We start from the raw sequence: 24,913 nt of genomic DNA on the forward strand, positions 1-24,913 counted from the left end.
CCTATATAGCTGTTAATTCGGGCAGAACCCGGTTGGTTCCAATCAACTTTCGTTCCAGTGGATAACATTATGCCAGCACCCGGACAGCGCATGTCGGACAAGGCTGAGTCCGCCTAAAGGGGCTGTTCAACGAACGCCTCTTACTTTATGCCCGAATTCCATCAACATTTTTCGCTAGGTTTGGTCTATGAACGCGCCAACTGCAAAACAAAACAATGAACGCTGCCGCCTTTTGCTGGTTGCACCACCCATGGCCAATGGGGATGCACTGGCGAAACTCCTGACCGCAGCGCTTTCAGGCGGCGATGTGGCAAGTGTGATCCTTGATGGCAGCGATCTTGATGAAGCAACATTTCAGGCATCCGCTGCAAAAGCGGTTCCTGTGATTCAGGCCAAAGCTGCCGCAGCCATCATTCTCAATGATACGCGCATCGCAGGCCGTGTGGGTGCGGACGGCATTCATATTGAAGGCAAGGCGGCGGAACTTGCCGAAGCCATTGAGAAGCACACACCTAAATTCATTATTGGCACTGGCAATCTGCGTGATCGCCATAGCGCCATGGAAATTGGTGAGTTGCAGCCCGATTATGTTTTCTTTGGCAAAATTGGTGCGGATAACAAGCCCGATGCCCATCCCCGCAATCTGTCATTGGCTGAATGGTGGTCGGAGATGGTCGAAATCCCAAGCATCGCCCAGGCAGGCAACACGGTTGAAAGTGTCATCCCCGCATCTAAAACCGGCGCTGATTTTGTTGCCCTTGGCCGTGCTGTCTTTGAAGCGGAAGACCCGGCAGAGGCCGTAGCACATGCCAACCGGCTTCTGGATGAACACGCTCCACGTTTCGATAAATAACGTTCAAGGTTTGCACGCCCCATGAAGAGCAGAATTCTTCTCGCCACGGCTTTGATCTTTGCTGCATCCACTCCAGCCGTCATGGCTGCAAGCGCTGCAGACAAACCCGCAGGCGCGCAAGCAAAACACGACAGCAAAGGCGACAAACCGGCTGAGAAGCCCAAAATGTTGCCGCAACCGGCAACAACAGCACATTTGCCAGCCATCGATCCACGCCGGTTTGGGGACAAGCCGGTTGATGAAGCATTTGGTGCCTATCAGCGCGGCCTCTATCTGACGGCTTTCAATCTTGCCCTGCCACAAGCTGAAGAAGGCGATCCAGCATCCCAAACCCTGGTTGCCGAAATCTATGCCCGTGGTCTTGGCGTGCCAGCCGATCAGACAAAGGCGGCAGAATGGTATGCGAAAGCCGCCGAAAAAGGCGTGAACGAAGCACAGTTTCGCTATGCAGCCCTGCTTTTACAGGGCAGATATATTCACAAAGATACGGCCAAGGCCACCAAGCTGATGCATGAGGCGGCTGAAGGCGGCAATGCAATGGCACAGTTTAATTACGGCCAGCTTGTCATCATGAAGACGCCCGGACCAAAGGGATTGGATGAAGCTTTCCCGTGGTTTGAAAAAGCTGCAACAGCAAAATTGCCGGATGCTGAGTATGCGCTCAGTCAGATCTACGCCAACGGCACTGACAAAATCGCTCATGACGATAAGAAGGCTCGCGACTATCTGTTGCTTTCTGCGCGCAAAGGCTATGACACAGCGCAATATGATCTTGCGCGCTGGCTTATTGAAGGGCGTGGCGGCGATCGCAATTACGAACAAGGCTTTGGCTGGATGCAGATTGCCGCCCAGCGTGGCACAGTGATGGCGCAGGCATGGCTTGCCCGGCTCTATCGCGATGGTATCGGCACAGATGGCGATCTGGTCAAGGCTGCGGCATGGTACATCGTCGCGCAACGGGCCGGTTATCGCTCACCCGACCTCAACGATATGATGGATGGACTCGCCGACGAACAGCTTAAAGAGGCTGTTCAAACAGCAAACAGTCTGCGCGTGCGGTAAATTCAGGGTAGTTTTTTGGGTGTCTGATCCGCTCATTGGCGCCGCAGACTTGCACAAAGCGCCAATTTATGGTCTTGGAGAGCCCGATTATCGTGGTTCGAGTTAAAGATGGACGCAATCCCCGAAAAGATGCGGGAGATTGCCTTTCTGTCGTGATGCGCCGGGCCGCAACAGTTTTCACATTTATTCCCGGATTAAACTCATGAAGATCAATGGTAACGAAATCCGCCCCGGCAACGTCATTGAGCATGATGGCGGCCTGTGGGTTGCGGTCAAGACCAATGCGGTCAAGCCAGGCAAAGGCGGCGCATACAATCAGGTCGAACTGAAAAACCTCATCACCGGCACCAAGCTCAACGAACGTTTCCGTGCAGCAGAAACCGTTGAACGGGTTCGTTTGGAACAGAAGGACTTCTCGTTCCTCTACGAACAGGGCGAAGCGCTGATTTTCATGGATACCGAATCCTACGAGCAGCTCGAACTCCTCAAGGATTTCGTCGGCGACCGCGCAGCCTTCCTTCAGGACGGCATGATGGTTACGGTTGAACTTTACGAAGAAAAGCCAATCGGCATTCGTCTTCCGGAACAGGTAACTTTGGCAATCGTCGAAGCTGACCCGGTCGTCAAAGGCCAGACCGCTGCTTCTTCCTATAAGCCAGCAGTGCTTGAAAACGGTATCCGCATCCTCGTTCCGCCATTCATTGAATCGGGCGAACGCGTGATCGTTGACACCAGCGAACTGACCTATATCAGCCGCGCATAACGTCTTTTTTCAAAATTGAGCGGCGCCGAAACATGCCCGGCGCCGCAGTCCCCCCCTTCTCAAGGGGATGTGACAGTTCTTTCTCAGCTTGCTCAGTTTTGAGTGTCAGTGGTCTGATCGCGTCAGATCGACACTCACAGGTTTATTAACGCGCATATGTATCGAAAACCGGCTCACAGGTTTCGTTATGCGCTCTCAAAGGATGATCAGATGGCCCGTTCAGCCCTCCTCAATGTTATGGTTCAAACCGCCATGAAAGCCGGTCGCGGCCTTGCGCGCGATTTCGGCGAAGTGCAAAATCTTCAGGTTTCACTGAAGGGCCCCGGCGACTATGTCAGTCAGGCGGACCGCAAAGCGGAAAAAATCATCTACACCGAACTGAGCCGCGCCCGCCCGGATTTTGGCTTCCTGATGGAAGAATCGGGCGAAGTTCCTTCCAAGGACGGACAGCATCGCTGGCTGGTCGATCCATTGGATGGAACCACCAACTTCCTGCATGGTATTCCGGTTTTTGCAGTCTCTATCGCTCTCGAGCGTCAGGGACAGATTGTTGCTGGCGTCATTTACAACCCAGCGATGGATGAGCTTTATACCGCTGAACGCGGCGGTGGCGCGTTCCTCAATGATCGCCGTCTGCGCGTTGCAGCGCGCACAAAGCTGGTCGATTGCGTGATCGGCACCGGCATCCCGCATCTGGGTCGCCCCGGCCACGGCCATTATCTGGTCGAACTGCGCAACGTCATGGGTGAAACCGCCGGTATCCGCCGTATGGGTGCGGTTGCTCTCGATCTCGCTTATGTCGCCGCAGGCCGTCTCGACGGCTTCTGGGAAGACGGTATGCACCCGTGGGATCTCGGCGCTGGCATGCTGATGATCCGTGAAGCTGGTGGCTTTGTATCCGATAAAAAGGGTGGTCAGAACATTTTCGGCACCAAGACCATCGTTGCAGGCAATGAAAGCATTCAGAAAGCCCTGCTCAAGACGATCAACAAACCAATCTGATCATACGTTTCTTTCAACAAAGCGCCCCGGCATGATTGCCGGGGTGCTTTGTTTTGCGCATATTTTTTTCACGCCGGACGATTCCGCTTCACCAAATTATGCAGTAGGCTCCCCCACGACAGATTATCCCTGCGGATATCCACGGAGCGAAACGCATGAGCGATTTGAGACTTTCTCGGGAACGACTGGACGACACGCGGGATTATGATCCCTACCGCCTGAGCAGTCCGAGAATTGTCATTCTGTCCATGGTGATCTTTCTGATCATCGTCGCCTTTCTGGCGGCTGTGCTGATACGACAGATACATACATTCTTCATCACCAATCCCGTCCTTAACGGCCTGATTTTCGGCGTTCTGCTCGTTGGCATCCTGCTCGCCTTCGGACAGGTTCTGCGATTGCTGCCTGAAATTCGCTGGGTCAATTCCTTCCGCGACGGGGATCGCGACGGCGCCACGCGCCCACCGGTTCTCCTTGCACCGATGCGCGCATTGATTGGCCGCAGACAATCAATGGCACTCACCACCAACTCCACCCGCTCCATTCTCGAATCGATTGCCACGCGCCTTGATGAAAGCCGCGATATTTCGCGTTATCTCATCGGCCTTCTGGTCTTTCTGGGCCTGCTCGGTACATTCTGGGGGCTGCTTGGGACGGTCGGCTCGATCGGCCAGACTATCCAATCCCTTGATCCAAGCTCAGGCAGCACCACAGATGTTCTTGATTCGCTCAAAGCCGGATTACAGGCACCACTTTCGGGCATGGGAACGGCCTTCTCATCCTCGCTGTTTGGTCTTTCGGGATCGCTGATTCTCGGCTTCCTTGATCTTCAGGCTGGCCGCGCCCAGAATCGTTTTTACACCGAGCTTGAAAACTGGCTGTCATCCGTGACCGATCTTGGCTCTGATCTTGGCATCGATGAGCATCTCGGCGGTATTCGCAATCTTGCCGAACGCGTGCAGAATTTGCAGGGTGGCGAGGCTTCCAGCCAGCGCACATCAGCAGCCCTTGCCAATCTTGCCGAAGGCATTCAGGGTCTGGTCAAGAGCATGCGCAGCGAACAGCAGATGATGCGCGACTGGGTTGAAAAACAGGCAGAAGAGCAAAAGGCCATCCGCGAAACGCTTGACCGTCTTAACAAGACGATAAGTGCCAAAACCCCAAGCGAACGTTCGGAGTAAGCACCATGGCTCTTGCCCGTAACCGTCGCCCGCAGCGCCATATTGATTACTGGCCCGGTTTTGTTGATGCGCTCACAACATTGCTGCTGGCCATCATGTTTCTGCTGACGGTCTTCGTGCTCGGGCAATTTCTGCTCAGCCGCGATGTTGATAGCAAAGACAGCGCTTTGGCGCGCCTGAACAGCCAGATACAGGAACTCACGCAACTCCTATCGCTTGAAAAAAGCAATTCGCAGGACCTGCAAGACACGATTGCCAATCTGCAAGCCTCGCTCTCAGGTGCGGAAAGCGAACGCTCTCGCCTGCAAGCCCTGCTCAATGAAGGCAGTGGTGCAGGAGCTGCCGCAGAAAAGCGCGCAGGTGAATTAAGCCAGAGTCTCGACGCGGAAAAACAGGTCAGTGCACAGGCACTTTCTCAGGTGGAATTGCTCAACCAGCAGATTTCAGCACTCCGCCGCCAGATCGCAGCGCTTGAAGATGCGTTGAATGCTTCCGAATCGCGTGATCGCGAATCGACAGCCAAGATCGCCGATCTCGGTCGCCGTCTTAATGTGGCGCTTGCGCAGCGCGTACAGGAACTTAACCGCTACCGCTCCGACTTCTTTGGCCGCCTGCGTGCTATACTGTCAGACAAGGAAAACATCCGCATTGTCGGCGACCGTTTCGTGTTCCAGTCAGAGGTGCTTTTCCCAACGGGCTCGGCTGATCTCAACCCTGCCGGTCTAGAAGAGATGAAAAAGCTTGCGGCAGCCGTCATCACGCTCAATCAGGAAATCCCGGATGACATCAACTGGGTTCTGCGCGTGGACGGTCATACCGATAATGTACCCCTGACAGGCACTGGCCGCTTCCGCGACAATTGGGAACTGTCTTCCGCGCGCGCAACGGCAGTGGTCAAATATCTGATCGCCAATGGCGTGCCAGCCAACCGCCTGGTTGCAGCAGGTTTTGGCGAATATCAGCCTCTCGACAATTCCGATACCGCCGATGCCCGTGCGAGAAACCGCCGCATCGAGCTTAAGCTTACTGAGAGATAATGAGTTAAAGGGGCTTGAAGCCCCCCTTATTCATTTACCGAAGACGCCTGCGCCTGCTTCAAATTGCAGCTTGGCGAGGCGGGCATAAATGCCACCCTTCTCAACCAGCGTCTGATGCGTGCCTTCTTCGACGATCTGGCCCTTGTCAAGTACAAGAATACGGTCGGCTTTGAGAACTGTTGCCAGACGATGCGCCACGACAAGCGTCGTGCGGTTGTCCATGAGACTGTCGAGCGCCTTCTGCACCAGCATTTCGCTTTCTGCATCCAGCGCCGAAGTGGCTTCATCGAGCAAGAGAATAGGCGCGGCACGCAGAATCGCACGCGCAATCGCAATGCGCTGACGCTGGCCGCCTGAAAGTGTCACGCCGCGTTCACCGACTTGCGTATCATAACCCTTGTCCAGCGCCATAATGAAGTCATGCGCAAGCGCTGCTTTGGCTGCGGCTTCAATGTCCGCATCGCTCGCACCGGGCTTACCAAAACCAATATTTTCGCGAATGCTGGTGGCAAAGATCGCCACATCCTGTGGCACCACCGCAATGCGTTCGCGCACCTTCGCAGGATCAGCTTGAGGCAAAGCAACACCATCCATCATCACCGAGCCGCTCTGCGGATCGTAATAACGCATCACCAGCGAGAAGATCGTGCTTTTACCTGCCCCGGATGGGCCGACAATCGCAACTGTCTCTCCCGGCTTTACAGCGAAGCTTAAGCCATGAAGCGAAGGCGTATGAGGCCGTGTCGGATAGGAAAAAGACACATTGTCAAAGCTGATTTCGCCACGCGGCGGTTCAGGCAAAGCAACGGGATTTGCAGGAGCAGAAATGCCGGGATTTTCATCAAGAATTTCTGCAAGACGTTCTGTGGCACCTGCGGCCTGCGCAAGCTCGCCCCCCACTTCTGAAAGCGCACCAAAGGCGCTGGCCGCAAACACCGCATAAAGGACGAACTGCCCCAGCGTGCCCGCGCTCATTGTGCCAGACAGCACATCACGCGAACCGAACCAGAGCACAGCAACCACACTGGAGAAAATCAGAAAAATCGCAAAACCTGTGAGAATGGCCCGCGCCTTGATCGAAGAGCGCGCTGCCTGATAGGCCTTCTCGACCGCATTTGCAAAATGCCGAACCACCATATTTTCGTTGGTAAAAGCTTGCAGTGTGCGCATGGCACCGATCTGTTCGCTGGCATAGGCATTGGCATGCGCCAGCATATCCTGCGTCATGCGTGAGCGACGGCGCACCGAACGACCAAAGGCAATCAGTGGAATCACGATCAGCGGAATCGCGGCAATCACAAGTGCGGACAGCTTGGGGCTGGTGACAACCATCATAATCAGCGCACCGACACCCAGAATCACATTGCGCAGCGCCACAGACGCCGTAGCCCCCACAACAGATTTGATCTGTGTGGTATCGACAGAGAGGCGCGAGACGATCTCGCCGGATTGCGAGCGATCAAAGAATTCCGGCGAAAGGCTGGTTACATGAGAGAAGACGGCATTGCGCAAATCCGCAACCACGCGCTCGCCCAGCGATATGACGAAGAAATAACGCAGGCCCGATGCCAGCGCCAGAACCAGCGCCAGCGCGACCAGCATACCGAAGTAATTATTGACGAAGACCGCATTGGCACCGGTGAAGCCATGATCAATCATGCGACGCACGGCAACGGGAACGGCAAGCGTTGTGGCAGCTGCAAGGACCAGCGAAAAAAGCGCGCCGACCACAAGAGTCTTGTAGCGTACAAGAAAGGGAATCATCCGCTTTAACGGCTTCAGCGAACGACGTTTACGTTCTCCCCGCGCGTCTAAATCTGGATTCATGCGAATTTGACTGTCTCTGCTGGCCATTCTTGAGATTGCGCCCTTGTTATTGCCGTGCGCCTGATGTATAGGCTCGCCAACCCTTTTGGAAGCCGTTGCTGTTGGTAACGGGTCTTCATATCTGTCATTGGGCGAAAGTGCCGCAGTTTTAAAAATTAGAGCTGGGCTTTTGCTCCCAGACTTTCAGGATTGAGAAGATGAAAGCTGATATCCATCCCGACTACCACACCATCAAGGTCGTGATGACCGATGGCACCGAATACATGACCCGTTCTACCTGGGGCAAGGAAGGCGATACGATGAACCTCGATATCGATCCATCCACGCATCCAGCATGGACCGGTGGCTCGCAGACCCTGCTTGATCGCGGTGGCCGCGTAACCAAGTTCAAGAATCGTTTCGGCAATCTCGGTATCTAATACCGCCGAATATGAACTGACGAGAAACCTCGCTTAGGCGAGGTTTTTTGTTGTCCGCATTTCAAAGAATGACGCCCAACAAAAAACTCCCGGACAAGCCGGGAGTTTTCATATTCGGAACTGATACCAGAACTTAGGCGCTCAGCTTTTCCATCACTTCGTCGCTGACTTCAAAGTTGCTGTAGACGTTCTGAACGTCATCATCATCTTCGAGCACATTGAGAAGCTTGAGCACCGAGCGTGCCTTTTCCTCATCCAGTTCAGTATTGGTCTGCGGCTTCCAAATCGTTTTGATCGATTCGGCTTCGCCAAGTGCTGCTTCCAGCGCCTTTGACACTTCACCAATGTCTTCAAAAGCGCAGAGGATCACGTGCTCTTCTTCGCCGGACTGAACATCATCAGCACCCGCCTCGATCGCGGCTTCCATAATTGTGTCAGCATCACCAGCTGACGACTTATAGATGATTTCACCAACACGATCGAACATGAACGCGGCAGAGCCGGTTTCGCCCAGTGCACCACCCGACTTGGTGAAAGCCGCACGCACATTGGATGCGGTGCGGTTGCGGTTGTCGGTCAGCGCTTCAACGATAACCATGACGCCGCCCGGACCACGGCCCTCGTAGCGCACTTCATCATAGTTTTCGCCGTCATTGCCGGCAGCCTTCTTGATGGCACGCTCGATGTTATCTTTCGGCATCGACTGCGCCTTGGCGTTCTGGATTGCCAGACGCAGGCGCGGGTTCATCAAAGGGTCAGGCAGACCCTGCTTGGCCGCAACGGTAATTTCGCGTCCGAGCTTGGAAAACATTTTCGACCGCACGGCATCCTGACGCCCTTTGCGGTGCATGATATTCTTAAACTGTGAATGGCCAGCCATGGCACCCCTGTTCTGTTCATATGATGCGCACGGAGAAAGCGTCACATAAGAATGGGTCTGGCCGTAGGCATATCGGCCACCGCGCTTTCCGTGCTGAATGGCCGCGTTATAAGGAATTGAGCCGCATTCGTCCAGCAAAAGCGCCAAATTACAAAATCCTATGTTGATCGCTCACTTATCGGTCGACGCGCATAATCAAAAAATATTATCTATAAAACCATGAATCAGCACACCAGCGACACGCCCGGCGAAACAATCGCCGCCCGTATCAGCCGCATTCTTGCGGACCGGATTATTGCGGGCGAAATCGAACCCGGCACCAAATTGCGGCAAGACCATATCGCCGAGGAGTTCGAAACAAGCCACGTGCCGGTGCGCGAGGCTTTCAGGCGGCTTGAGGCGCAGGGGCTTGCGGTTTCAGAACCACGCCGGGGCGTGCGCGTTGCATCTTTCAGTATCAGCGAAATCCGCGAAGTTGCAGAAATGCGCGCAGCCCTTGAAGTGCTCGCACTCCACCATGCTGCACCCCACATTACACGCGCCACACTGGATGCGGCCGAACAGGCCACCGTTGAAGGCGACAAATCGCGCGATGTAAAAAGCTGGGAGGCAGCCAATCGACGCTTTCACCGCCTGATTCTTGAACCCTGCAACATGCCGCGGCTGCTCGCCGCCATCGACGATCTTCATGCCGCCAGCGCACGATTTCTGTTCGCCACATGGCGTTCGGAATGGGAAACCCGCACAGATCATGATCACCGTGCGATACTCGACGCGCTGCGTCAAAACGATGTCGATACTGCCGCAGGCATCCTAGCGCGTCATGTTCAATGGATCGGTCATCGCCCGGTAAAAACGGCCTCGGGCAAGACGCGTGATTCCTTTGCAATTGTAGGCTAATCCCCCACAACCAGTTTTCAGTTTTCTGCTTTTCATCCCAAAGTTCGACCAAACTTGGGATTGTTTGGTGTGCGCAAACAGCATTTTATCTATTCAATGAATTTCTTACTTGCCAAGCACGCCACTTATCTGGAATTTAAATAGATCGAATCTCTATTTTATCTATAATTTGAGGACGCTATGACAAGCATCACCCAAACCCGCCCTTCCTTCAGCCCGCTTAACCTTGAATCCCGTTCACCGGCCCTGCGTCTTGCAGCCGTTGTTTTCGGCACGTTTGTACTCGCCATCTCATCGCAGATCGAAGTTCCAATGGTGCCGGTTCCCGTCACACTTCAGACACTGGTCGTGCCGTTGATCGGCGCACTCTATGGCTGGCGTCTTGGCCTTGCCACGGTTCTTGCATGGCTCGGCGAAGCCATGATCGGCCTGCCGGTTCTGGCTGGTGGTGCTGGCGGCATCGCACATTTCGCAGGCCCGACAGCTGGCTATCTGGTCTCGTTCCCGATTATGGCAGCCCTGACCGGATATCTTGCGGAACGTGGCTGGAACGGCAAAAACGTCATGCTGGCATTTGTATCATTCGGCACTGCCAACCTGCTTGGCCTTGCACTCGGTGCCATGTGGCTTTCGAGCGTGATCGGCATTGAAAAAGCCGTTGCCTTTGGTGTCACGCCGTTCCTCGTTGGCGCGCTGATCAAGTCGGCACTCGGCGCTGCAATTCTCAAAGCAGCAGCACGATAAACGATCAATGACAGTACGCCTGCGCGGTCATCATCTTCTTTGTATGCTGACCTATATCGGCAAGGGCTACAGCCCGGCTTTCGTGGAAAATTACGACGCGATTGCCGGGCGTTTGTCGAACGGGGAAGACATTGAGATCATCGATGGCCCCGACGACATCTGCCAGCCACTGCTCTGCGAGAGTGATTGCCACTGTTTTCAAGCAAGCGTGGCTGTTCGGGACAGGCTGGCTATAAAAGACATAGCGGAGCTGTTTGGCCGAACGATCTTAGCTGGCGCACAACTCTCACCTGATTCCCTACAGCTTGGCCAGATGCGAGCGGCTTTCGCCGATGGCAGCATTCGCAAAGCCTGTACATCTTGCGAATGGTCAGAGCTTTGCACCCGCATCGCCGTCACCGACGATTATGCGGGCGTTCGGATAAAATTATAAAGACCTACCGCCAGAAGGCAGGGATCGTTTCTTCGAGCCTTGCGCCAATGCGCAAAGGGGCAGCCTTTTCCGCAAGGCCGGTGCGATCAGAAATCTCGATGCCGACCCCGCAAACAGTGGCAGGGCCGCTGGCAGCTTCAAAACGACCCTTGGGCACCTTCGACAAGAAGCGGTTGAGCGGCTCTTCCTTATCCATGCCAAGAGACGAATCATAATCGCCACACATACCGGCATCCGACATATAGGCCGTGCCGTTGCACAGAATCTGGCAATCGGCAGTCGGCACATGGGTATGCGTTCCCACAACCGCGCTGGCGCGACCATCGACAAAATGGCCAAAGCACTGCTTTTCGCTGGTGGCTTCTGCATGGAAATCAAAAAACACAGCATCCGCCTGCTCGCCAAGCGGGCAAGCTTCGAGGATTTTTTCGGCAGCGATAAACGGATCATCCAGATCCGGGTGCATGAACACGCGACCCATCACATTGGATACCAGCACGCGGGCACCATTTTTGGCGATATAAAGCCCCTCGCCCTTGCCAGCCGTTCCTTTCGGAAAATTCGCAGGGCGAAGGAAACGGTCTTCACGCTTGGAGAAATCCAGCGCCTCACGCTGATCCCACACGTGATTGCCGGTCGTCACCACATCCGCGCCCGCGCGGATCGTGTCGTGAAAAATCTCTTCGGTAATACCAAAGCCGCCAGCGGCGTTCTCACCGTTGACGATCACGAAATCCAGCTTCAGATCAGAAATCAAGCCCGGCAGCTTTTCATAAACCGCCGTGCGCCCTGACCGGCCCACCATGTCACCAAGAAAAAGTAATCTCATAAATTCGTCTTTATCAGCCCTGATCGAAGGAGCGCAAGCCAGTCTCTGTCAGTATCTGGTGAAGAGCAATATCATGCGGCTCATTGGGCACATGTGGCACTTGCTGACAATCAAAAGCCATGCCGATCAACAGCGGCTCCAGGCCACGCTCCGCAAAACGCGCCAGCGCGCGGTCATAGTGACCGGCACCATAGCCGAGCCTATGGCCGCGTCTGTCAAAACCGGCAAGCGGCGTAAGCATAATGGCAGGATCAACCAGCGGCGCATTTTCATCGGGTCCCATCGTCCCAAAGCCGGTTTGAACCAGCTCTGCATCCGGCAAAAATTCACGAAAGGCGATTGTTTCCTTATCCAGAACCACCGGCAGACACAGGCGAGCCCCCTTATCACGCATGAAAGATAAAAGCGGACGCGGATCGATCTCGGAGCGGATCGGCCAATAGCCGGCAATGATGATGCCCTTGCGTGCGGGAATTACAGTTTCTGCTTTTTTTGCTGCCGTTAGAGAAGCCTCATAGCGAAACCGCGGATCAAGCGCATCGCGACGCGAAAGCACCGCTCGCCTCAATTGTTGTTTATCGCCGTATCGCGGCTGTCCGTGATCACTCATCCAACGCCTCCACCAATTGCTGATAGTGGAACCGGAATGCGCTTATCCGTCAAGCCGCTGTTGCTAATCTCTCCGAGCGATCGCGAATGACTTTCACAACAACCCCATGGAAATCATTCAGAAAGACCTGGCCCCACAGGTCGCAGTAGAAATTAATCGGCGTTGCAATCCGGTAGCGTGTGGTGAGTGTGAGCCGTGTATGACCATTGGGCAGCGCTTCAAGGCGATAATCACCATTGGTAAGCTTGAGATAAGAACTATCCACATTGATATGGGCATCAACAGCCGCCGGTATCGACTCCGGACCAAAATTGAAATCCCAAGCCAGAAAGCGGTTTTCTTCCCAACGCGTCACAATCTCCTGAAATCGGACGCCACGAGTCCATTCAAGCTGGCGTATAGCACCAACACCCTCCCCCTCCAAACGCGCATCAACAGGCTGCGGAACACCAACAATGCCGTGACTGAATGTCCATGACAGTTCATCCGGGCGGACATGGCGGATTTCAGCGGTCTGCGCCCACACGACATCAGGCGAAGCTGCAATGTCGATAATTGTCGTGACCGCTCCCTCATGCGGCTCATAGTGTAGCAATGGTTCAAATGGGTAGAACATCAACGGCAATGCAATCACCAGCATTGTGGAGCGTGGCGTGCGAAAGCGGCGGATGAGCGAAAGCGTCAACCATGATCCAATTGCGGAAAAAACGGCGAAAAATGGGGCCGCCATAATCACGCAAATGCCACCTTCCCGGAAGAACACCATGCTGATGACGACAAGGCCGCCAATAATCATCCAGCTCATTTTTACATGGCGCCAAAGAGTCTTTTGCGCCCGTGGATCGCTGATGCTGGATGCAAGGCTGGCAATCCCCATCGGCAACAGCATGAGTCCGGCGATAAAAGGCATCATGTCAGAAACAGGCGTCAGCCAGATCAGGACATAAAGCAACAGCCCATACACCGCAGCAATCGGAACAGCGATGCTGATACGTTCAGAAAAAGGGGGCAAATCGGGCGAAGAAGAAGTCATCAGAAAACGCACATAACTTTGAAGGATAAGGCGTTTTAAAACATATTTGTCTTCAATAACAAAGCGCTTCGCCCCGAACGGCACAAAAGCGAAAGAAAGTGGCGACCACGACGACCGATGGTAGTGTTTGATCCCGGGAACCTACAACGTAGGTGGGCGCCATATGCGAAAGCCCACGGGCCTTCACAGGGACAGCTCCCTTAGAGATCAATAAGGCCCCGGGGATGCTGTTACACCTGTCGGGAAGCGCAGTACGCCAATGCCATATATAGGCTTAGTCAGGCGGGAGCGCCAGTGGCGCAAGCGCCAGATACAGAAATCTTTTTTAAATCACACCGACCCTGGGCGCGGCGCAATGCGTGATGCCACCTGCTCAAGCCGTGTGGCAACATCTGCGAGCACACCAGTGATGGCAGCATCGTTCTGATCAGCATTGGTCAGAGCCTCGTCGCGCGACCGTCTTAACGCCTCGACCTCGCTTTCAAGGCCCTTGATGCGCTTTTGCGTTTCTGCAAGCTCATCCATGACCATAATGCCAGCCATGACCGTCAAGCGAAGATCGCCAATTTCACCGAACGATGATTTGAGATGCGTGACATATTGGTCAAAACGATCAGCCAGCCCGGAAAGATGCTCTTCCTGACCTTCATCGCAGGCCATGCGATACGCTTTGCCATCGATGGTAACGGTTACAGTCGCCATGCTTGTATCCTTTATCGATCCAGAACGGCGCGAATGGTTTCCATAGCTGTCACAAGACGGCGCGAAACTTCGCGGTTCGCAGCTTCAAGCCGTTCAGCGCGCGCCTCAGACTGATCGAGTTCCTGTGCAAGACGGCTACGGTCAGCGTTCATACGCTGCACCTCTTCCTCAGCTTCGGCGAAATCGCCTTCCTTGTCCAGCCGCAGGTCCACCGCTTGTTCAAGCGTGTTGAGTGCCTTTTCCAGCCTTTCAAGAACCTGCCTGAGGGTCGTATCGGGTGCCATCCATTTCCTTTCCAATGCCAGATCACAGACATCGAATCGCGCCTGCCGGACGGGCATCTTTGAAAAGACTGTAATAATCGACCGCCCGATAAGCAACAAATGAGGGGGCCGAGAGGCCATTCATGCACCGTTATCCGCGCAAAAAAGGCTTTTCAGTGATGAACACCCCATAAATTAGCTGGTATAGCACGATGATCGCAGACTGTTTATTGTCGAAAAGCTATCGTTTTGTTGACTCCACAAATGCAGCTGCTATGTGTCCCAAAGCCTTCTGCAGCGCGAGCATCTCAAGCATTTAATCGGTTTAAAGAGATTAAATCGTTTAGTATAAGGAGTTCGTGCTTCAGTTCCGAGGCATCGCCGCAACCCCGTTAAAACCACTATGGAAAGACGGCCGAGACCATGACGAATTCCGATAAACAAAACCAGTTGGCCAACGCAATCCGCTTCCTGTCGATTGATGCGGTTGAAAAAGCCAATTCCGGCCATCCCGGACTCCCGATGGGTGCAGCCGACATCGCGACGACGCTTTATACGCGTTTCCTGTCGCACGACCCGCAGAACCCGCATTGGCCAGATCGCGACCGTTTCGTGCTCTCAGCCGGTCACGGCTCGATGCTTCTTTATTCGCTGCTCTATCTTTCGGGCTACGAAGACATCACCATCGATGAAATCAAGAATTTCCGCCAGCTCGGCGCGCGCACCGCAGGCCACCCTGAATATGGCCATGCCGCTGGTATCGAAACCACGACCGGTCCGCTCGGTCAGGGCATCGCCAATGCTGTTGGCATGGCGCTCTCCGAACGCATTCTCAATGCACAGTTTGGCGACAGCCTTGTTGACCACTACACCTATGTGATTGCTGGCGACGGCTGCCTCATGGAAGGCATCAGCCAGGAAGCCATTGCCCTTGCTGGCCATCTGCAGCTCAACAAGCTCATCGTCTTCTGGGATGACAACAACATCTCCATCGACGGCCCGATCTCGCTTTCTGACAACACTGACCAGCCTGCACGCTTCGCCGCTTCCGGCTGGAACACGCTCGCTGTTGACGGCCACGATCAGGACGCGATTGCCAAAGCCATCGAAATGGCCAAGGTTTCGGAAAAGCCAACCTTCATCGCCTGCAAGACCACCATTGGTTTTGGCTCGCCAAACAAGGCTGGCACCAACAAGGTCCACGGCTCGCCACTCGGCGCAGAAGAAATCGCTGCGACCCGCAAGGCACTCGGCTGGACAGCAGAGCCATTCATCGTACCTGCAGAAGTTCTCGACGCATGGCGCGTTGCCGGTCTGAACGCTGCCAAGAAGCGTCAGGAATGGGAAAAGCGTCTGGCAAATGTCGATGCTGAAACCCGTGCAGAATTCGAACGTCGTATGCGCGGCGACCTGCCGGCAAACTTCGATGACGCGATCAACGAATACAAAAAGAAGCTTTCCGCTGAAAAGCCGAAGGTTGCGACTCGCAAATCTTCGGAAATGGCTCTTGAAGTCATCAACGGCGTTGTGCCTGAAACGCTGGGCGGCTCTGCCGACCTCACCGGTTCCAACAACACCAAGACCAGTCAGACCAAGGCTGTGACGCCGGAAAACTACGGTGGCCGCTACATCCATTACGGCATTCGTGAACACGGCATGGCTGCTGCCATGAACGGCATCACACTGCATGGCGGTCTGATCCCTTATTCGGGCACCTTCATGTGCTTCTCGGATTATTGCCGTCCGGCAATGCGTCTGTCATCGCTGATGGGCATCCGCGTTGTTTACGTCATGACCCATGATTCGATCGGTCTTGGCGAAGACGGCCCGACGCATCAGCCCGTCGAGCATCTCGCAGCTCTGCGCGCCATTCCAAACCACAATGTCTTCCGTCCGGCAGATGCTGTGGAAGTGGCCGAATGCTGGCAGATTGCACTGCATTCGAAGGGTACACCGTCAACACTGGCTCTGACCCGTCAGAACCTGCCGGTCGTGCGCACTGAACATCGCGAAGAAAACCTCTCCGCATTCGGCGCCTACGAACTCGCTGCTGCAAACGGCGATGCAAAGGTTTCGATCTTCGCAACCGGTTCGGAAGTGGAAATCGCCCTCAAAGCCCGCGACCTTCTCGAAGGCAAAGGCATTGCAACCCGCGTTGTTTCCGTTCCTTGCTTTGAACTGTTCGAAGAACAGAGCGATGCCTACAAGCAGGCCACACTCGGCAATGCGCAGGTCAAGGTCGCAATCGAAGCAGGTCTGGCGCTCGGCTGGGAACGCTTCATCGGCGAAAACGGCGTGTTTATCGGCATGAAGGGCTTCGGCGCTTCGGGCGAAATCAACGATCTCTACAAGCATTTCGGCATCACAGCAGAAGCTGCTGCCGAAGCTGCGGAAAAGAAACTCAACGCCGCCGCATAATTATCAAACGCCGGCGTTAAACACGCCGGCGTTTACATTTCCAGCTGAAGCATTTGCAAAAACCTTCAACTGTTTTATCAAGCCACTGCATAGGCAGAACCCTTTTGGGAGATATAGAGAAAATGGCAGTTCGCGTCGCAATCAACGGTTTTGGCCGCATCGGCCGCAATGTCCTTCGCGCTATCGTCGAGTCGGGCCGCACCGACATTCAGGTCGTTGCAATCAATGACCTCGGCCCAGTAGAAACAAATGCACATCTTTTGCGCTATGACAGCGTTCATGGTCGTTTTCCAAAGGACGTGAAAGTCGCTGGCGACACCATCGACGTCGGCTACGGCCCGATCAAAGTTCACGCTGTCCGCAACCCAGCTGAACTTCCGTGGAAGGAAGAAGGCGTCGATATCGCACTGGAATGCACCGGTATCTTCACCGCACGCGACAAGGCAGCCCTTCACCTTGAAGCTGGCGCAAAGCGCGTCATCGTTTCGGCTCCTGCCGACGGCGCTGACCTGACTGTCGTTTACGGTGTCAACCATGACAAGCTGACGAAGGACCATCAGGTCATTTCCAACGCTTCGTGCACCACCAACTGCCTTGCACCTGTGGCTCAGGTTCTCAACGATGTCATCGGCATCGAAAAGGGCTTCATGACCACGATCCACTCCTATACGGGCGACCAGCCGACGCTGGACACCATGCACAAGGATCTCTACCGCGCTCGCGCAGCGGCCCTTTCCATGATCCCGACTTCAACGGGTGCTGCGAAGGCTGTTGGTCTGGTTCTGCCGGAACTTAAAGGCAAGCTCGATGGCGTTGCAATCCGCGTTCCAACGCCCAACGTTTCGGTTGTCGATCTCACCTTCATCGCCAAGCGCGAAACAACCGTTGAAGAAGTCAACAATGCAATCCGTGAAGCCGCCAATGGCCGTCTCAAGGGCATTCTCGGCTACACCGATGAGAAGCTTGTTTCGCACGACTTCAACCATGATTCGCATTCGTCGGTTTTCCACACCGACCAGACCAAGGTCATGGACGGCACCATGGTGCGCGTCCTGTCGTGGTATGACAATGAATGGGGCTTCTCAAGCCGCATGAGCGACACCGCAGTCGCCTTCGGCAAGCTGATCTAATGACTGAAAACGCCCCTTCAATCATGAAGGGGCGTTTTCACTTACATTTTCAAAACCGAGAGAAGAAAAATGTCCTTTCGCACCCTCGATGATGCCGACGTCAAATCCAAACGCGTTCTGGTCCGTGTAGATCTTAATGTTCCGATGGCGGACGGCGAGGTCACTGACCTCACCCGTATTGAACGTATTGTTCCAACCATTACGGAACTGTCAAAGAAAGGTGCGAAGGTTATCCTGCTCGCCCATTTCGGCCGCCCCAAAGGCGTTGCTTCTGACGAGAACTCGCTCAACCACGTCGTCAAGCCACTCTCAAAAGTGCTGGGGCACGCCGTGCATTTTGCTGAAGACTGCATTGGTGACAAGGCCAAGGCTGCGGTTGACGCGCTGAAAGACGGCGATGTCCTGCTTCTCGAAAATACCCGCTTCCATAAGGGCGAAGAAAAGAACGACCCGGAATTTGTGAGCGCACTCGCAGCCAATGGCGACATCTATGTCAACGATGCCTTCTCGGCTGCACACCGCGCCCACGCTTCGACCGAAGGTCTTGCACATGTGCTGCCGGCCTATGCTGGACGCGCCATGCAGGCAGAGCTCGAAGCACTTGAAAAAGGCCTCGGCCAGCCAGCGCGCCCAGTTGTGGCAATCGTGGGCGGTGCCAAGGTTTCGACCAAGCTCGACCTGCTTTCAAACCTGATTGAAAAGGTCGATGCCTTGGTGATCGGCGGCGGCATGGCCAACACCTTCCTCGCAGCACAGGGCCACGATGTCGGCAAATCGCTTTGCGAACATGATCTTGCCCACACTGCGCGCGAAATTATGGCCAAGGCTGAAAAGACCAAATGCGCCATCATCCTGCCGGTTGATGCCGTTGTGGGCTGGCACTTTGCTACCAACACGCCAAATCAAACCTATGGCGTGGAAGCGATCCCAAGCGACGGCATGATTCTCGACGCGGGCGCGCTTTCGACGGATCTGATTGCCTCAGCCATTGACGATGCGGCAACGCTCGTCTGGAACGGTCCGCTGGGTGCCTTTGAACTGCATCCGTTCGATGCGGCAACCGTCAAGACCGCCAAGCATGTTGCGGAGCGTACCAAAGCTGGCAAGCTGGTATCGGTCGGCGGCGGTGGCGACACAGTTGCAGCCCTTAATCAAGCAGGCGTTGCCGATGACTTCACCTATATCTCAACCGCTGGCGGCGCTTTCCTTGAATGGATGGAAGGCAAGCCGCTTCCCGGCGTTGATGTTCTCAAGAAGTAAAAATCAGGCCCCGGAAATCCGGGGCCTGATTTTTATGGTTTGGGCGTCAGTTTCAACAACCGACCCGGATGAGCATCTTCGATTACCCAGATCGCGCCGTCAGGCCCAACCGCCACATCACGGATTCGATTTTCCATAGCGAACCGATCGACTTCATGCGGCTGACCATCACTGTCGATAGTCACGCGAATAAGTGCCTGGGACGACAGGCCCGCAATCAGCGCAGAGCCGTTCCAGTCACCAAACATCTTGCCCTTGTAAAACGCCAGTCCACCCGGCGAAATCACCGGCGTCCAGTACAACATCGGCGCCTCAAATTCCGGGCGCGTGCTGTGGCGCGGAATCGGCCTGCCGCTGTAATTGTCGCCATTGGAAACAATCGGCCAACCATAGTTCAGACCCGGTTTAATCAGGTTGAATTCATCACCGCCGCGTGGTCCCATCTCGTGTTCCCACAGCTTGCCATCGGGTGCGAAAGCAAGGCCATAGGGATTGCGATGACCGGTCGTCCAGGTCAGCGCCTTGATGCCATCATCTGATGCATTGGGATTATCCTTTGGCGTTGAACCATCCAGATTCATCCGCAAAATCTTGCCCATCGGCGCATTCTCATCCTGCGCAGTAGCAGGGATCATACGATCCCCAACCGACAGAAACAGATGCTTTTTATCGGGTGAAAAGGCGATTTTACCGCCGGGCTGCCCACCCTTTGCCACCGTCGATTGCTTCCAGATCGTCTTAAGATCTTTGAGTTCCGCTTTGCCTTTGCTCTCGGATAAAACAGCGCGATCAAGCACAAGGCTTCCGCCACCATTTTCCGGCATAACATAGGTAAAATAGATCGCGTTGCTTTTCGTAAAGTCAGGCGCAGGAACCACATCCAGCAAACCATTCTGGCCACTGAAAAGCACCTCGGGAACACCTGAGACTTCTGTCTTCTCACCCTTTTGGGTCACGACAAAAATCTTGCCGCCCTTCTCGGTAAGGATCAGTTTGCCGCCCGGCAGAAATGCAAGCGCCCATGGTGTGTCGAATTCCGCCACGGCTGCACCGTTAAACGGCAGCTCAGTGGTGGCTTCCCTGTCTCCCGCATTGATGCTTTCTGCAAACGCGGTGTGAACTGGAAGGCCTATCATCGATGCGGCCAGAATAAATGGCAGGCTTAGTAGGGCACGTCGCATCTCTCCTCCTTGTACTTCATATCCTTTAGATGGGATTATAGGGAGCTATGTCAAAACCCAATTATGGCTAAAATCACCATGGCGGCGGCATTTTGCCAATAAAAAGTCGTTTCAGATCAAAATTTTAGTTTTCAGTAAAATGAAAACCGACCACCAGTGCCATAACGAACAGGGCAAAGGCTGCAATCTTCCAGAAATCGCTGCGCTTTTTCAGACCCGGCAAGCCAAGTGGCTTGATGATGTGCAGCCCCATCAGGACAAGAAGCAGTACAGGCAGGACCTTGCTCACAAAAACACCTTTCATTCCTTTTCGTGGCAAGCGATCAGCATCCTGCAAGCCGCGTCAATTTATGCCTATTCGTGATACACTTATTCGTCTTAAGTTTCATGGACGAAGCTTTAATCCTCGGCGTAAACTAATAGCCGAAGGAGATGAAAAGCGTTTGGAGGAGACAAAGCCAGATGGCATCGAACCAGAGTGGTCTGTCTAACGCTTTCATCCCGCATGGTATCGCGATGCTTTGATGGATCATCTGGTCCGATAAAGCATGTGCTTCTGGGAGGAACAGCATGACATCAAAATATGCAGAAACCTACGCCGGTTGGCAGAATGACCCTGAGGGCTTCTGGGCTGAAGCAGCCGGAGCTATAAACTGGTTCAAGCCATGGGATCAGGTTCTCGCAAGCGATGAAGGTGTGTATGGCCGCTGGTTCAAGGGTGCGGAGTGCAACACCTGTTACAATGCGCTTGATCGTCATGTCGCCAATGGGCGCGACGATCAGGTCGCTCTGATTTATGAAAGCCCGATCACCGGTACGGCGCGCAAGCTGACATACCGAGAACTGCTTGAGGAAGTCGAAGCCCTTTCTGCCGTCATGATCGATAACGGCGTAACCAAAGGCGACCGCGTGCTCATTTATATGCCAATGGTCCCGGAGGCTGCGGCGGCAATGCTTGCCTGTGCGCGTATCGGCGCAATACATTCCGTTGTCTTTGGCGGCTTTGCCGCAAACGAGCTTGCCACGCGCATTGATGATGCAAAGCCGGTGATGATCATTGCGGGCTCATGCGGCATCGAGCCCAATCGCGTCGTTCCCTATCAAGACATGCTCGATAAGGCGGTGGAAACAGCGCATCATAAGGTCAGCCACTGCATCATTCTGCAGCGCGACCAGCATTGGCACACGCCGCTGGAAGGCCGTGACATTGACTACCGCACAGCGATTGATGCTGCCCGCGGTCGCCATGTTCCCTGCACGCCTGTGGCGGCAACCGATCCTCTTTATATACTTTACACCTCCGGCACCACGGGTGAGCCCAAAGGCGTCGTGCGCGACAATGGCGGCCATATGGTCGCCCTTGCCTGGTCGCTGAAAAATGTATTCGGCATTGAGCCGGGACAGGTATTCTGGGCCGCTTCCGATGTCGGCTGGGTGGTCGGCCATTCCTATATCGTCTATGCGCCGCTCCTTGCCGGTGCCACCAGCATTCTCTTTGAAGGCAAGCCCATTGGAACGCCAGATGCAGGCACCTATTGGCGCATTATTGCCGAGCATGGCGTGGAGGTGATGTTCACAGCACCGACTGCTTTGCGCGCGATCAAAAAGGAAGATGCAGACGGCAACTTTGTACGCCAATACGACCTTTCCAAATTACGTGCGCTTTATCTGGCTGGCGAACGCGCCGACCCAGACACGATCCATTGGGCGGAAAACCTGCTGGGTTGTCCGGTCATTGACCACTGGTGGCAGACGGAAAGCGGCTGGCCGATGGTTGCCAATCCGCTCGGTCTTGGGTTGCTCGAAACCAAATATGGTTCACCCGCAGTCTGCCTGCCCGGCTATGATATTCAGGTGCTCGATGATGCAGGCCATGAGGTCGAACGTGGCCAGCTTGGCAATATCCTCATCAAATTGCCATTGCCGCCCGGCTGCCTTCCAACTTTATGGAATGCCGATGAGCGCTTCCGCAAAGCCTATCTCCATGAGTTTCCCGGCTATTACAAAACGGCCGACGCGGGTTACATGGATGAAGACGGCTATCTCTACATCATGAGCCGCACTGACGACATTATCAATGTCGCCGGCCACCGTCTGTCGACGGGTGCTATGGAGGAAGTGCTCTCCAGTCATCCAGATGTTGCCGAATGTGCAGTGCTTGGCATTTCCGATGCCGTAAAAGGTCAGGTGCCTTGCGGCTTTATCGTTCTCAAATCCAATATCGACCGCGACCCGCGAGAGGTCGAAAAGGAATGCGTGAGCATGATTCGCGATGCCATTGGTCCGGTGGCGGCTTTCCGGCTTGCTCTGACGGTCAAACGTTTGCCCAAAACCCGTTCCGGAAAGATCTTGCGCTCCACGATTCAGAAAATCGCCGATGGCGAACAGTGGAAAATGCCCGCGACCATCGATGATCCGGCGATTCTCGACGAAATCGGTGCCACGTTGCGTGAGCGGCATATTGGTCTGGCCTTTGCCTGACGTTTGTTATCGCACCGCATGGTCTTGACCGGCGAAAATCGCCGGTCCACTCTCCGGCAAAAATCGGAGAATGATCCATGCAATTAGAAGGCAAAGTGGCAATTGTCACCGGTGCTGGCCGCGGTATTGGCTATGCCATTGCCAAGCGTTTCCTTATGGACGGTGCAAGCGTCGTTTTGTCAGATATTGACGGCGCGGCGGCAACGAAAGCCGTCAAAGACTTGGAACAATATGGCCGCATTCTTTCGATTGCCTGCGATGTCGCCGATAAACTTGATATCCATAATCTGCTGACTTATGCCACGGCCAATCTTGGGGAGATCGATATTCTCGTCAACAATGCTGGCATCGTACATCAGGCAGATTTTCTCGATCTGAAAGAAGACGATTTCGACCGCGTTATGCGCGTCAATCTCAAAGGGGCGTTTCTCTGCTCTCAGGCGGTTGCAAAGCGTATGGTTGCACGCGTGGAAGCGGGTGGCGAGGCTGGCAGCATTATCAATATGTCGTCGATCAACGCGATATTCGGCCTGCCCGACCAGCTTGCTTATTCCGTATCCAAAGGTGGCGTGAACCAGCTGACACGTACGATGGCAATAGCGCTCGCAAAATGGGGCATTCGCGTTAATGCAATCGGCCCCGGGTCCATCGAAACCGATATGCTGTCTGCCGTAAACAGCGATACAGGCGCGCGAAACGCGATACTGGAACGCACGCCTTTGGGAAGAATCGGTCAACCATCTGAAATTGCTGCCATTGCTTCATTTCTCGCGTCGAGCGATTCAAGCTTTGTGACCGGCCAGACAATCTATGCAGATGGAGGCCGCTTGCCGCTGAGCTATAAAGCAGCACCGCCCTTCAAGGCGTGATAAAATAATCGCTGATCGCGCATGTCAGAAAGACAGGAGTGAAGATCGCTCCTGACAGACAGTTGTCAGGAGGTCTGTGCCATAATGCATTCTCAAAGATGAGGGATCACCATGGCATTCGCAATCGCACCACTGCTCGCAATTCTCAAGGAATACAGGCGCAAGCAGGACGAACGTCGACGCTTCATACGAACACAGCGCGCGCTCGACAATCTCCCAAGCGACCTGCGCAAGGATATGGGTTGGCCAGACCGTTATCTGGAACAGCGCAAAGCAAAACAATGTAACGGAGAATAAGCCAGGAATGCGCCGCGCAGACCGCCTTTTCCAGATTGTTCAGCACTTGCGTGGTGGCAGACTTGTCACCGCGCGCCAGCTTGCCGAACGGCTGGAAGTTTCCGAACGCACCATCTATCGCGACATAGCCGACCTGCAATCAACAGGCGTTCCCATCGATGGTGAGGCCGGTGTCGGCTATATTCTCAGGCAGGGCTTTGAACTGCCGCCGCTGATGTTTACGCGCGACGAAATCGTGGCACTGGTCGCAGGCGCACGCCTGATCCGTGCATGGGGCGGCGTTTCGATGGCACGTGGCGCAGAGGAAGCGCTGGTAAAGATTGAAGCCGTACTGCCCAAGGAAGAACGCGCCCGCATTACCAGCACACAAATCCATGCACCGTCTGCATCGATCAGTGTGGATGAACGGCGCATCATTGATGCCGTAGAACGGGCTGTCGATGAAGGGAAGGTTCTCAATATCCGCTATCGCGACCTTGAAGCGCGCGAAAGCGAGCGCGACATTCGTCCGCTTGGCCTTTGGTTCTGGGGCAAGGTCTGGACGGTGATTGGCTGGTGCGAATTGCGCAATGCTTTCCGCACATTTCGAACAGACCGCATCATTGCAGCGGGCAATGCCGGGCGCACATTCCGCTCTGAACGCGGAAAAACACTGGCTGACTTTTACCGACTGATGGAAATGAGTGAATACAACGCGTTTAAGGATTAAAAAAACCCGCCGGACAGGCGGGTTTTTTGT

Annotated in this window: 26 protein-coding genes and 1 other RNA gene; 17 read left to right on the forward strand and 10 right to left on the reverse strand. The window is 54.6% G+C overall.

What is annotated here, in order from left to right; translation table 11 throughout:
• Positions 1–187: 187 nt before the first annotated feature.
• From ABE527_RS11160 to ABE527_RS11185, 6 genes are all read left to right on the forward strand, one after another.
• The gene (locus ABE527_RS11160) at positions 188–853 is read left to right on the forward strand and encodes a thiamine phosphate synthase (protein WP_499694525.1); all 666 of its coding nucleotides are present in this window, start codon (positions 188–190) and stop codon (positions 851–853) included.
• A gap of 21 nt (positions 854–874) precedes the next feature.
• The gene (locus ABE527_RS11165; protein WP_499696968.1) at positions 875–1,915 is read left to right on the forward strand and encodes a tetratricopeptide repeat protein; all 1,041 of its coding nucleotides are present in this window, start codon (positions 875–877) and stop codon (positions 1,913–1,915) included.
• Between the two features lie 202 nt (positions 1,916–2,117).
• The gene (gene efp / locus ABE527_RS11170; protein ID WP_265984811.1) at positions 2,118–2,678 is read left to right on the forward strand and encodes an elongation factor P; all 561 of its coding nucleotides are present in this window, start codon (positions 2,118–2,120) and stop codon (positions 2,676–2,678) included.
• A 210-nt stretch (positions 2,679–2,888) separates the two neighbouring features.
• Positions 2,889–3,680: an inositol monophosphatase family protein gene (locus ABE527_RS11175; RefSeq protein WP_499696969.1), complete on the forward strand. Its 792-nt coding sequence runs from the start codon at positions 2,889–2,891 to the stop codon at positions 3,678–3,680.
• Between the two features lie 155 nt (positions 3,681–3,835).
• On the forward strand, positions 3,836–4,861 hold the full coding sequence (locus ABE527_RS11180) for a flagellar motor protein MotA (RefSeq protein WP_499694527.1): 1,026 nt from the start codon (positions 3,836–3,838) through the stop codon (positions 4,859–4,861).
• A 5-nt stretch (positions 4,862–4,866) separates the two neighbouring features.
• Positions 4,867–5,898 carry a peptidoglycan -binding protein gene (locus tag ABE527_RS11185; protein WP_265984814.1) on the forward strand — a complete coding sequence of 344 codons (1,032 nt, stop codon included), beginning with the start codon at positions 4,867–4,869 and terminating at the stop codon, positions 5,896–5,898.
• A 30-nt stretch (positions 5,899–5,928) separates the two neighbouring features.
• On the opposite strand, the gene ABE527_RS11190 is transcribed toward ABE527_RS11185, so the two are convergent.
• Positions 5,929–7,752, reverse strand: coding sequence for an ABC transporter transmembrane domain-containing protein (locus ABE527_RS11190; RefSeq protein ID WP_499696970.1), 1,824 nt, complete (start codon positions 7,750–7,752; stop codon positions 5,929–5,931).
• 170 nt (positions 7,753–7,922) lie between these two features.
• Here ABE527_RS11190 and rpmE point away from each other — a divergent pair, with 170 nt between their 5' ends.
• Complete coding sequence (gene rpmE, locus ABE527_RS11195) at positions 7,923–8,144, forward strand: 50S ribosomal protein L31 (protein ID WP_265984816.1); 222 nt, start codon at positions 7,923–7,925, stop codon at positions 8,142–8,144.
• A gap of 133 nt (positions 8,145–8,277) precedes the next feature.
• On the opposite strand, the gene ABE527_RS11200 is transcribed toward rpmE, so the two are convergent.
• The gene (locus ABE527_RS11200) at positions 8,278–9,024 is read right to left on the reverse strand and encodes a YebC/PmpR family DNA-binding transcriptional regulator (protein ID WP_265984955.1); all 747 of its coding nucleotides are present in this window, start codon (positions 9,022–9,024) and stop codon (positions 8,278–8,280) included.
• A 219-nt stretch (positions 9,025–9,243) separates the two neighbouring features.
• Between ABE527_RS11200 and ABE527_RS11205 the strand changes: the two genes are divergently transcribed.
• The 3 genes from ABE527_RS11205 (at position 9,244) to ABE527_RS11215 (ending at position 11,101) form a co-directional block, all read left to right on the forward strand.
• Positions 9,244–9,924 carry a GntR family transcriptional regulator gene (locus ABE527_RS11205; protein WP_265984817.1) on the forward strand — a complete coding sequence of 227 codons (681 nt, stop codon included), beginning with the start codon at positions 9,244–9,246 and terminating at the stop codon, positions 9,922–9,924.
• 180 nt (positions 9,925–10,104) lie between these two features.
• Positions 10,105–10,668 carry a biotin transporter BioY gene (locus ABE527_RS11210; protein WP_265984818.1) on the forward strand — a complete coding sequence of 188 codons (564 nt, stop codon included), beginning with the start codon at positions 10,105–10,107 and terminating at the stop codon, positions 10,666–10,668.
• 7 nt (positions 10,669–10,675) lie between these two features.
• Positions 10,676–11,101 (forward strand): DUF1284 domain-containing protein, encoded by a 426-nt coding sequence (locus tag ABE527_RS11215; protein WP_265984819.1) that lies wholly within the window; start codon positions 10,676–10,678, stop codon positions 11,099–11,101.
• A gap of 4 nt (positions 11,102–11,105) precedes the next feature.
• Here the strand turns inward: ABE527_RS11215 and ABE527_RS11220 are convergent, their stop codons facing one another.
• From ABE527_RS11220 to ABE527_RS11245, 6 genes are all read right to left on the reverse strand, one after another.
• On the reverse strand, positions 11,106–11,930 hold the full coding sequence (locus ABE527_RS11220) for a TIGR00282 family metallophosphoesterase (protein ID WP_499696971.1): 825 nt from the start codon (positions 11,928–11,930) through the stop codon (positions 11,106–11,108).
• Positions 11,931–11,943: 13 nt separating this feature from the next.
• Entirely contained in the window at positions 11,944–12,540 is a 597-nt protein-coding gene (locus ABE527_RS11225) for a 5-formyltetrahydrofolate cyclo-ligase (RefSeq protein WP_499696972.1), read from the reverse strand.
• A gap of 49 nt (positions 12,541–12,589) precedes the next feature.
• Complete coding sequence (locus ABE527_RS11230; RefSeq protein WP_499696973.1) at positions 12,590–13,573, reverse strand: SRPBCC family protein; 984 nt, start codon at positions 13,571–13,573, stop codon at positions 12,590–12,592.
• A gap of 99 nt (positions 13,574–13,672) precedes the next feature.
• Positions 13,673–13,831, reverse strand: a non-coding RNA gene (gene ssrS / locus ABE527_RS11235) — 6S RNA.
• A 72-nt stretch (positions 13,832–13,903) separates the two neighbouring features.
• A complete protein-coding gene (locus tag ABE527_RS11240; RefSeq protein ID WP_265984823.1) occupies positions 13,904–14,275 on the reverse strand; it encodes a cell division protein ZapA in 372 nt (123 codons plus the stop codon).
• Between the two features lie 11 nt (positions 14,276–14,286).
• Complete coding sequence (locus tag ABE527_RS11245) at positions 14,287–14,559, reverse strand: DUF4164 domain-containing protein (RefSeq protein ID WP_094540354.1); 273 nt, start codon at positions 14,557–14,559, stop codon at positions 14,287–14,289.
• A gap of 402 nt (positions 14,560–14,961) precedes the next feature.
• On the opposite strand from ABE527_RS11245, the gene tkt reads away from it, so the two are divergent.
• The 3 genes from tkt to ABE527_RS11260 all read left to right on the forward strand — a co-directional run bounded on the left by tkt (position 14,962) and on the right by ABE527_RS11260 (position 19,346).
• On the forward strand, positions 14,962–16,956 hold the full coding sequence (gene tkt / locus ABE527_RS11250; RefSeq protein WP_499696974.1) for a transketolase: 1,995 nt from the start codon (positions 14,962–14,964) through the stop codon (positions 16,954–16,956).
• Positions 16,957–17,078: 122 nt separating this feature from the next.
• Positions 17,079–18,086 carry a type I glyceraldehyde-3-phosphate dehydrogenase gene (gene gap, locus ABE527_RS11255; RefSeq protein WP_499696975.1) on the forward strand — a complete coding sequence of 336 codons (1,008 nt, stop codon included), beginning with the start codon at positions 17,079–17,081 and terminating at the stop codon, positions 18,084–18,086.
• A gap of 69 nt (positions 18,087–18,155) precedes the next feature.
• Complete coding sequence (locus tag ABE527_RS11260) at positions 18,156–19,346, forward strand: phosphoglycerate kinase (protein WP_499696976.1); 1,191 nt, start codon at positions 18,156–18,158, stop codon at positions 19,344–19,346.
• A 32-nt stretch (positions 19,347–19,378) separates the two neighbouring features.
• On the opposite strand, the gene ABE527_RS11265 is transcribed toward ABE527_RS11260, so the two are convergent.
• Together ABE527_RS11265 and ABE527_RS11270 are read right to left on the reverse strand one after the other, a co-directional pair.
• On the reverse strand, positions 19,379–20,527 hold the full coding sequence (locus ABE527_RS11265) for a PQQ-dependent sugar dehydrogenase (RefSeq protein ID WP_499696977.1): 1,149 nt from the start codon (positions 20,525–20,527) through the stop codon (positions 19,379–19,381).
• A gap of 124 nt (positions 20,528–20,651) precedes the next feature.
• Positions 20,652–20,831, reverse strand: coding sequence for a hypothetical protein (locus ABE527_RS11270; protein WP_265984828.1), 180 nt, complete (start codon positions 20,829–20,831; stop codon positions 20,652–20,654).
• 266 nt (positions 20,832–21,097) lie between these two features.
• On the opposite strand from ABE527_RS11270, the gene ABE527_RS11275 reads away from it, so the two are divergent.
• The 4 genes from ABE527_RS11275 to ABE527_RS11290 all read left to right on the forward strand — a co-directional run bounded on the left by ABE527_RS11275 (position 21,098) and on the right by ABE527_RS11290 (position 24,883).
• Complete coding sequence (locus ABE527_RS11275; protein WP_499696978.1) at positions 21,098–23,008, forward strand: propionyl-CoA synthetase; 1,911 nt, start codon at positions 21,098–21,100, stop codon at positions 23,006–23,008.
• 77 nt (positions 23,009–23,085) lie between these two features.
• A complete protein-coding gene (locus ABE527_RS11280; protein ID WP_265984830.1) occupies positions 23,086–23,877 on the forward strand; it encodes an SDR family NAD(P)-dependent oxidoreductase in 792 nt (263 codons plus the stop codon).
• Between the two features lie 111 nt (positions 23,878–23,988).
• Positions 23,989–24,174 carry a hypothetical protein gene (locus ABE527_RS11285; protein WP_265984831.1) on the forward strand — a complete coding sequence of 62 codons (186 nt, stop codon included), beginning with the start codon at positions 23,989–23,991 and terminating at the stop codon, positions 24,172–24,174.
• 7 nt (positions 24,175–24,181) lie between these two features.
• Positions 24,182–24,883 (forward strand): helix-turn-helix transcriptional regulator, encoded by a 702-nt coding sequence (locus ABE527_RS11290; RefSeq protein ID WP_265984832.1) that lies wholly within the window; start codon positions 24,182–24,184, stop codon positions 24,881–24,883.
• Positions 24,884–24,913 lie beyond the last annotated feature (30 nt).

It is taken from the genome of Brucella sp. TWI432 (assembly GCF_039674445.1).
GTDB lineage: Bacteria > Pseudomonadota > Alphaproteobacteria > Rhizobiales > Rhizobiaceae > Brucella > Brucella chromiisoli.

What these genes read in the sequence shown, in the direction of transcription:
- ABE527_RS11160 (WP_499694525.1), top strand. Translation starts at nt 188, where the DNA reads ATGAACGCGCCAACTGCAAAACAAAACAATGAACGCTGCCGCCTTTTG.
- ABE527_RS11165 (WP_499696968.1), top strand. Translation starts at nt 875, where the DNA reads ATGAAGAGCAGAATTCTTCTCGCCACGGCTTTGATCTTTGCTGCATCC.
- efp (WP_265984811.1), top strand. Translation starts at nt 2,118, where the DNA reads ATGAAGATCAATGGTAACGAAATCCGCCCCGGCAACGTCATTGAGCAT.
- ABE527_RS11175 (WP_499696969.1), top strand. Translation starts at nt 2,889, where the DNA reads ATGGCCCGTTCAGCCCTCCTCAATGTTATGGTTCAAACCGCCATGAAA.
- ABE527_RS11180 (WP_499694527.1), top strand. Translation starts at nt 3,836, where the DNA reads ATGAGCGATTTGAGACTTTCTCGGGAACGACTGGACGACACGCGGGAT.
- ABE527_RS11185 (WP_265984814.1), top strand. Translation starts at nt 4,867, where the DNA reads ATGGCTCTTGCCCGTAACCGTCGCCCGCAGCGCCATATTGATTACTGG.
- ABE527_RS11190 (WP_499696970.1), bottom strand. Translation starts at nt 7,752, where the DNA reads ATGGCCAGCAGAGACAGTCAAATTCGCATGAATCCAGATTTAGACGCG.
- rpmE (WP_265984816.1), top strand. Translation starts at nt 7,923, where the DNA reads ATGAAAGCTGATATCCATCCCGACTACCACACCATCAAGGTCGTGATG.
- ABE527_RS11200 (WP_265984955.1), bottom strand. Translation starts at nt 9,024, where the DNA reads ATGGCTGGCCATTCACAGTTTAAGAATATCATGCACCGCAAAGGGCGT.
- ABE527_RS11205 (WP_265984817.1), top strand. Translation starts at nt 9,244, where the DNA reads ATGAATCAGCACACCAGCGACACGCCCGGCGAAACAATCGCCGCCCGT.
- ABE527_RS11210 (WP_265984818.1), top strand. Translation starts at nt 10,105, where the DNA reads ATGACAAGCATCACCCAAACCCGCCCTTCCTTCAGCCCGCTTAACCTT.
- ABE527_RS11215 (WP_265984819.1), top strand. Translation starts at nt 10,676, where the DNA reads ATGACAGTACGCCTGCGCGGTCATCATCTTCTTTGTATGCTGACCTAT.
- ABE527_RS11220 (WP_499696971.1), bottom strand. Translation starts at nt 11,930, where the DNA reads ATGAGATTACTTTTTCTTGGTGACATGGTGGGCCGGTCAGGGCGCACG.
- ABE527_RS11225 (WP_499696972.1), bottom strand. Translation starts at nt 12,540, where the DNA reads ATGAGTGATCACGGACAGCCGCGATACGGCGATAAACAACAATTGAGG.
- ABE527_RS11230 (WP_499696973.1), bottom strand. Translation starts at nt 13,573, where the DNA reads ATGACTTCTTCTTCGCCCGATTTGCCCCCTTTTTCTGAACGTATCAGC.
- ABE527_RS11240 (WP_265984823.1), bottom strand. Translation starts at nt 14,275, where the DNA reads ATGGCGACTGTAACCGTTACCATCGATGGCAAAGCGTATCGCATGGCC.
- ABE527_RS11245 (WP_094540354.1), bottom strand. Translation starts at nt 14,559, where the DNA reads ATGGCACCCGATACGACCCTCAGGCAGGTTCTTGAAAGGCTGGAAAAG.
- tkt (WP_499696974.1), top strand. Translation starts at nt 14,962, where the DNA reads ATGACGAATTCCGATAAACAAAACCAGTTGGCCAACGCAATCCGCTTC.
- gap (WP_499696975.1), top strand. Translation starts at nt 17,079, where the DNA reads ATGGCAGTTCGCGTCGCAATCAACGGTTTTGGCCGCATCGGCCGCAAT.
- ABE527_RS11260 (WP_499696976.1), top strand. Translation starts at nt 18,156, where the DNA reads ATGTCCTTTCGCACCCTCGATGATGCCGACGTCAAATCCAAACGCGTT.
- ABE527_RS11265 (WP_499696977.1), bottom strand. Translation starts at nt 20,527, where the DNA reads ATGCGACGTGCCCTACTAAGCCTGCCATTTATTCTGGCCGCATCGATG.
- ABE527_RS11270 (WP_265984828.1), bottom strand. Translation starts at nt 20,831, where the DNA reads ATGAAAGGTGTTTTTGTGAGCAAGGTCCTGCCTGTACTGCTTCTTGTC.
- ABE527_RS11275 (WP_499696978.1), top strand. Translation starts at nt 21,098, where the DNA reads ATGACATCAAAATATGCAGAAACCTACGCCGGTTGGCAGAATGACCCT.
- ABE527_RS11280 (WP_265984830.1), top strand. Translation starts at nt 23,086, where the DNA reads ATGCAATTAGAAGGCAAAGTGGCAATTGTCACCGGTGCTGGCCGCGGT.
- ABE527_RS11285 (WP_265984831.1), top strand. Translation starts at nt 23,989, where the DNA reads ATGGCATTCGCAATCGCACCACTGCTCGCAATTCTCAAGGAATACAGG.
- ABE527_RS11290 (WP_265984832.1), top strand. Translation starts at nt 24,182, where the DNA reads ATGCGCCGCGCAGACCGCCTTTTCCAGATTGTTCAGCACTTGCGTGGT.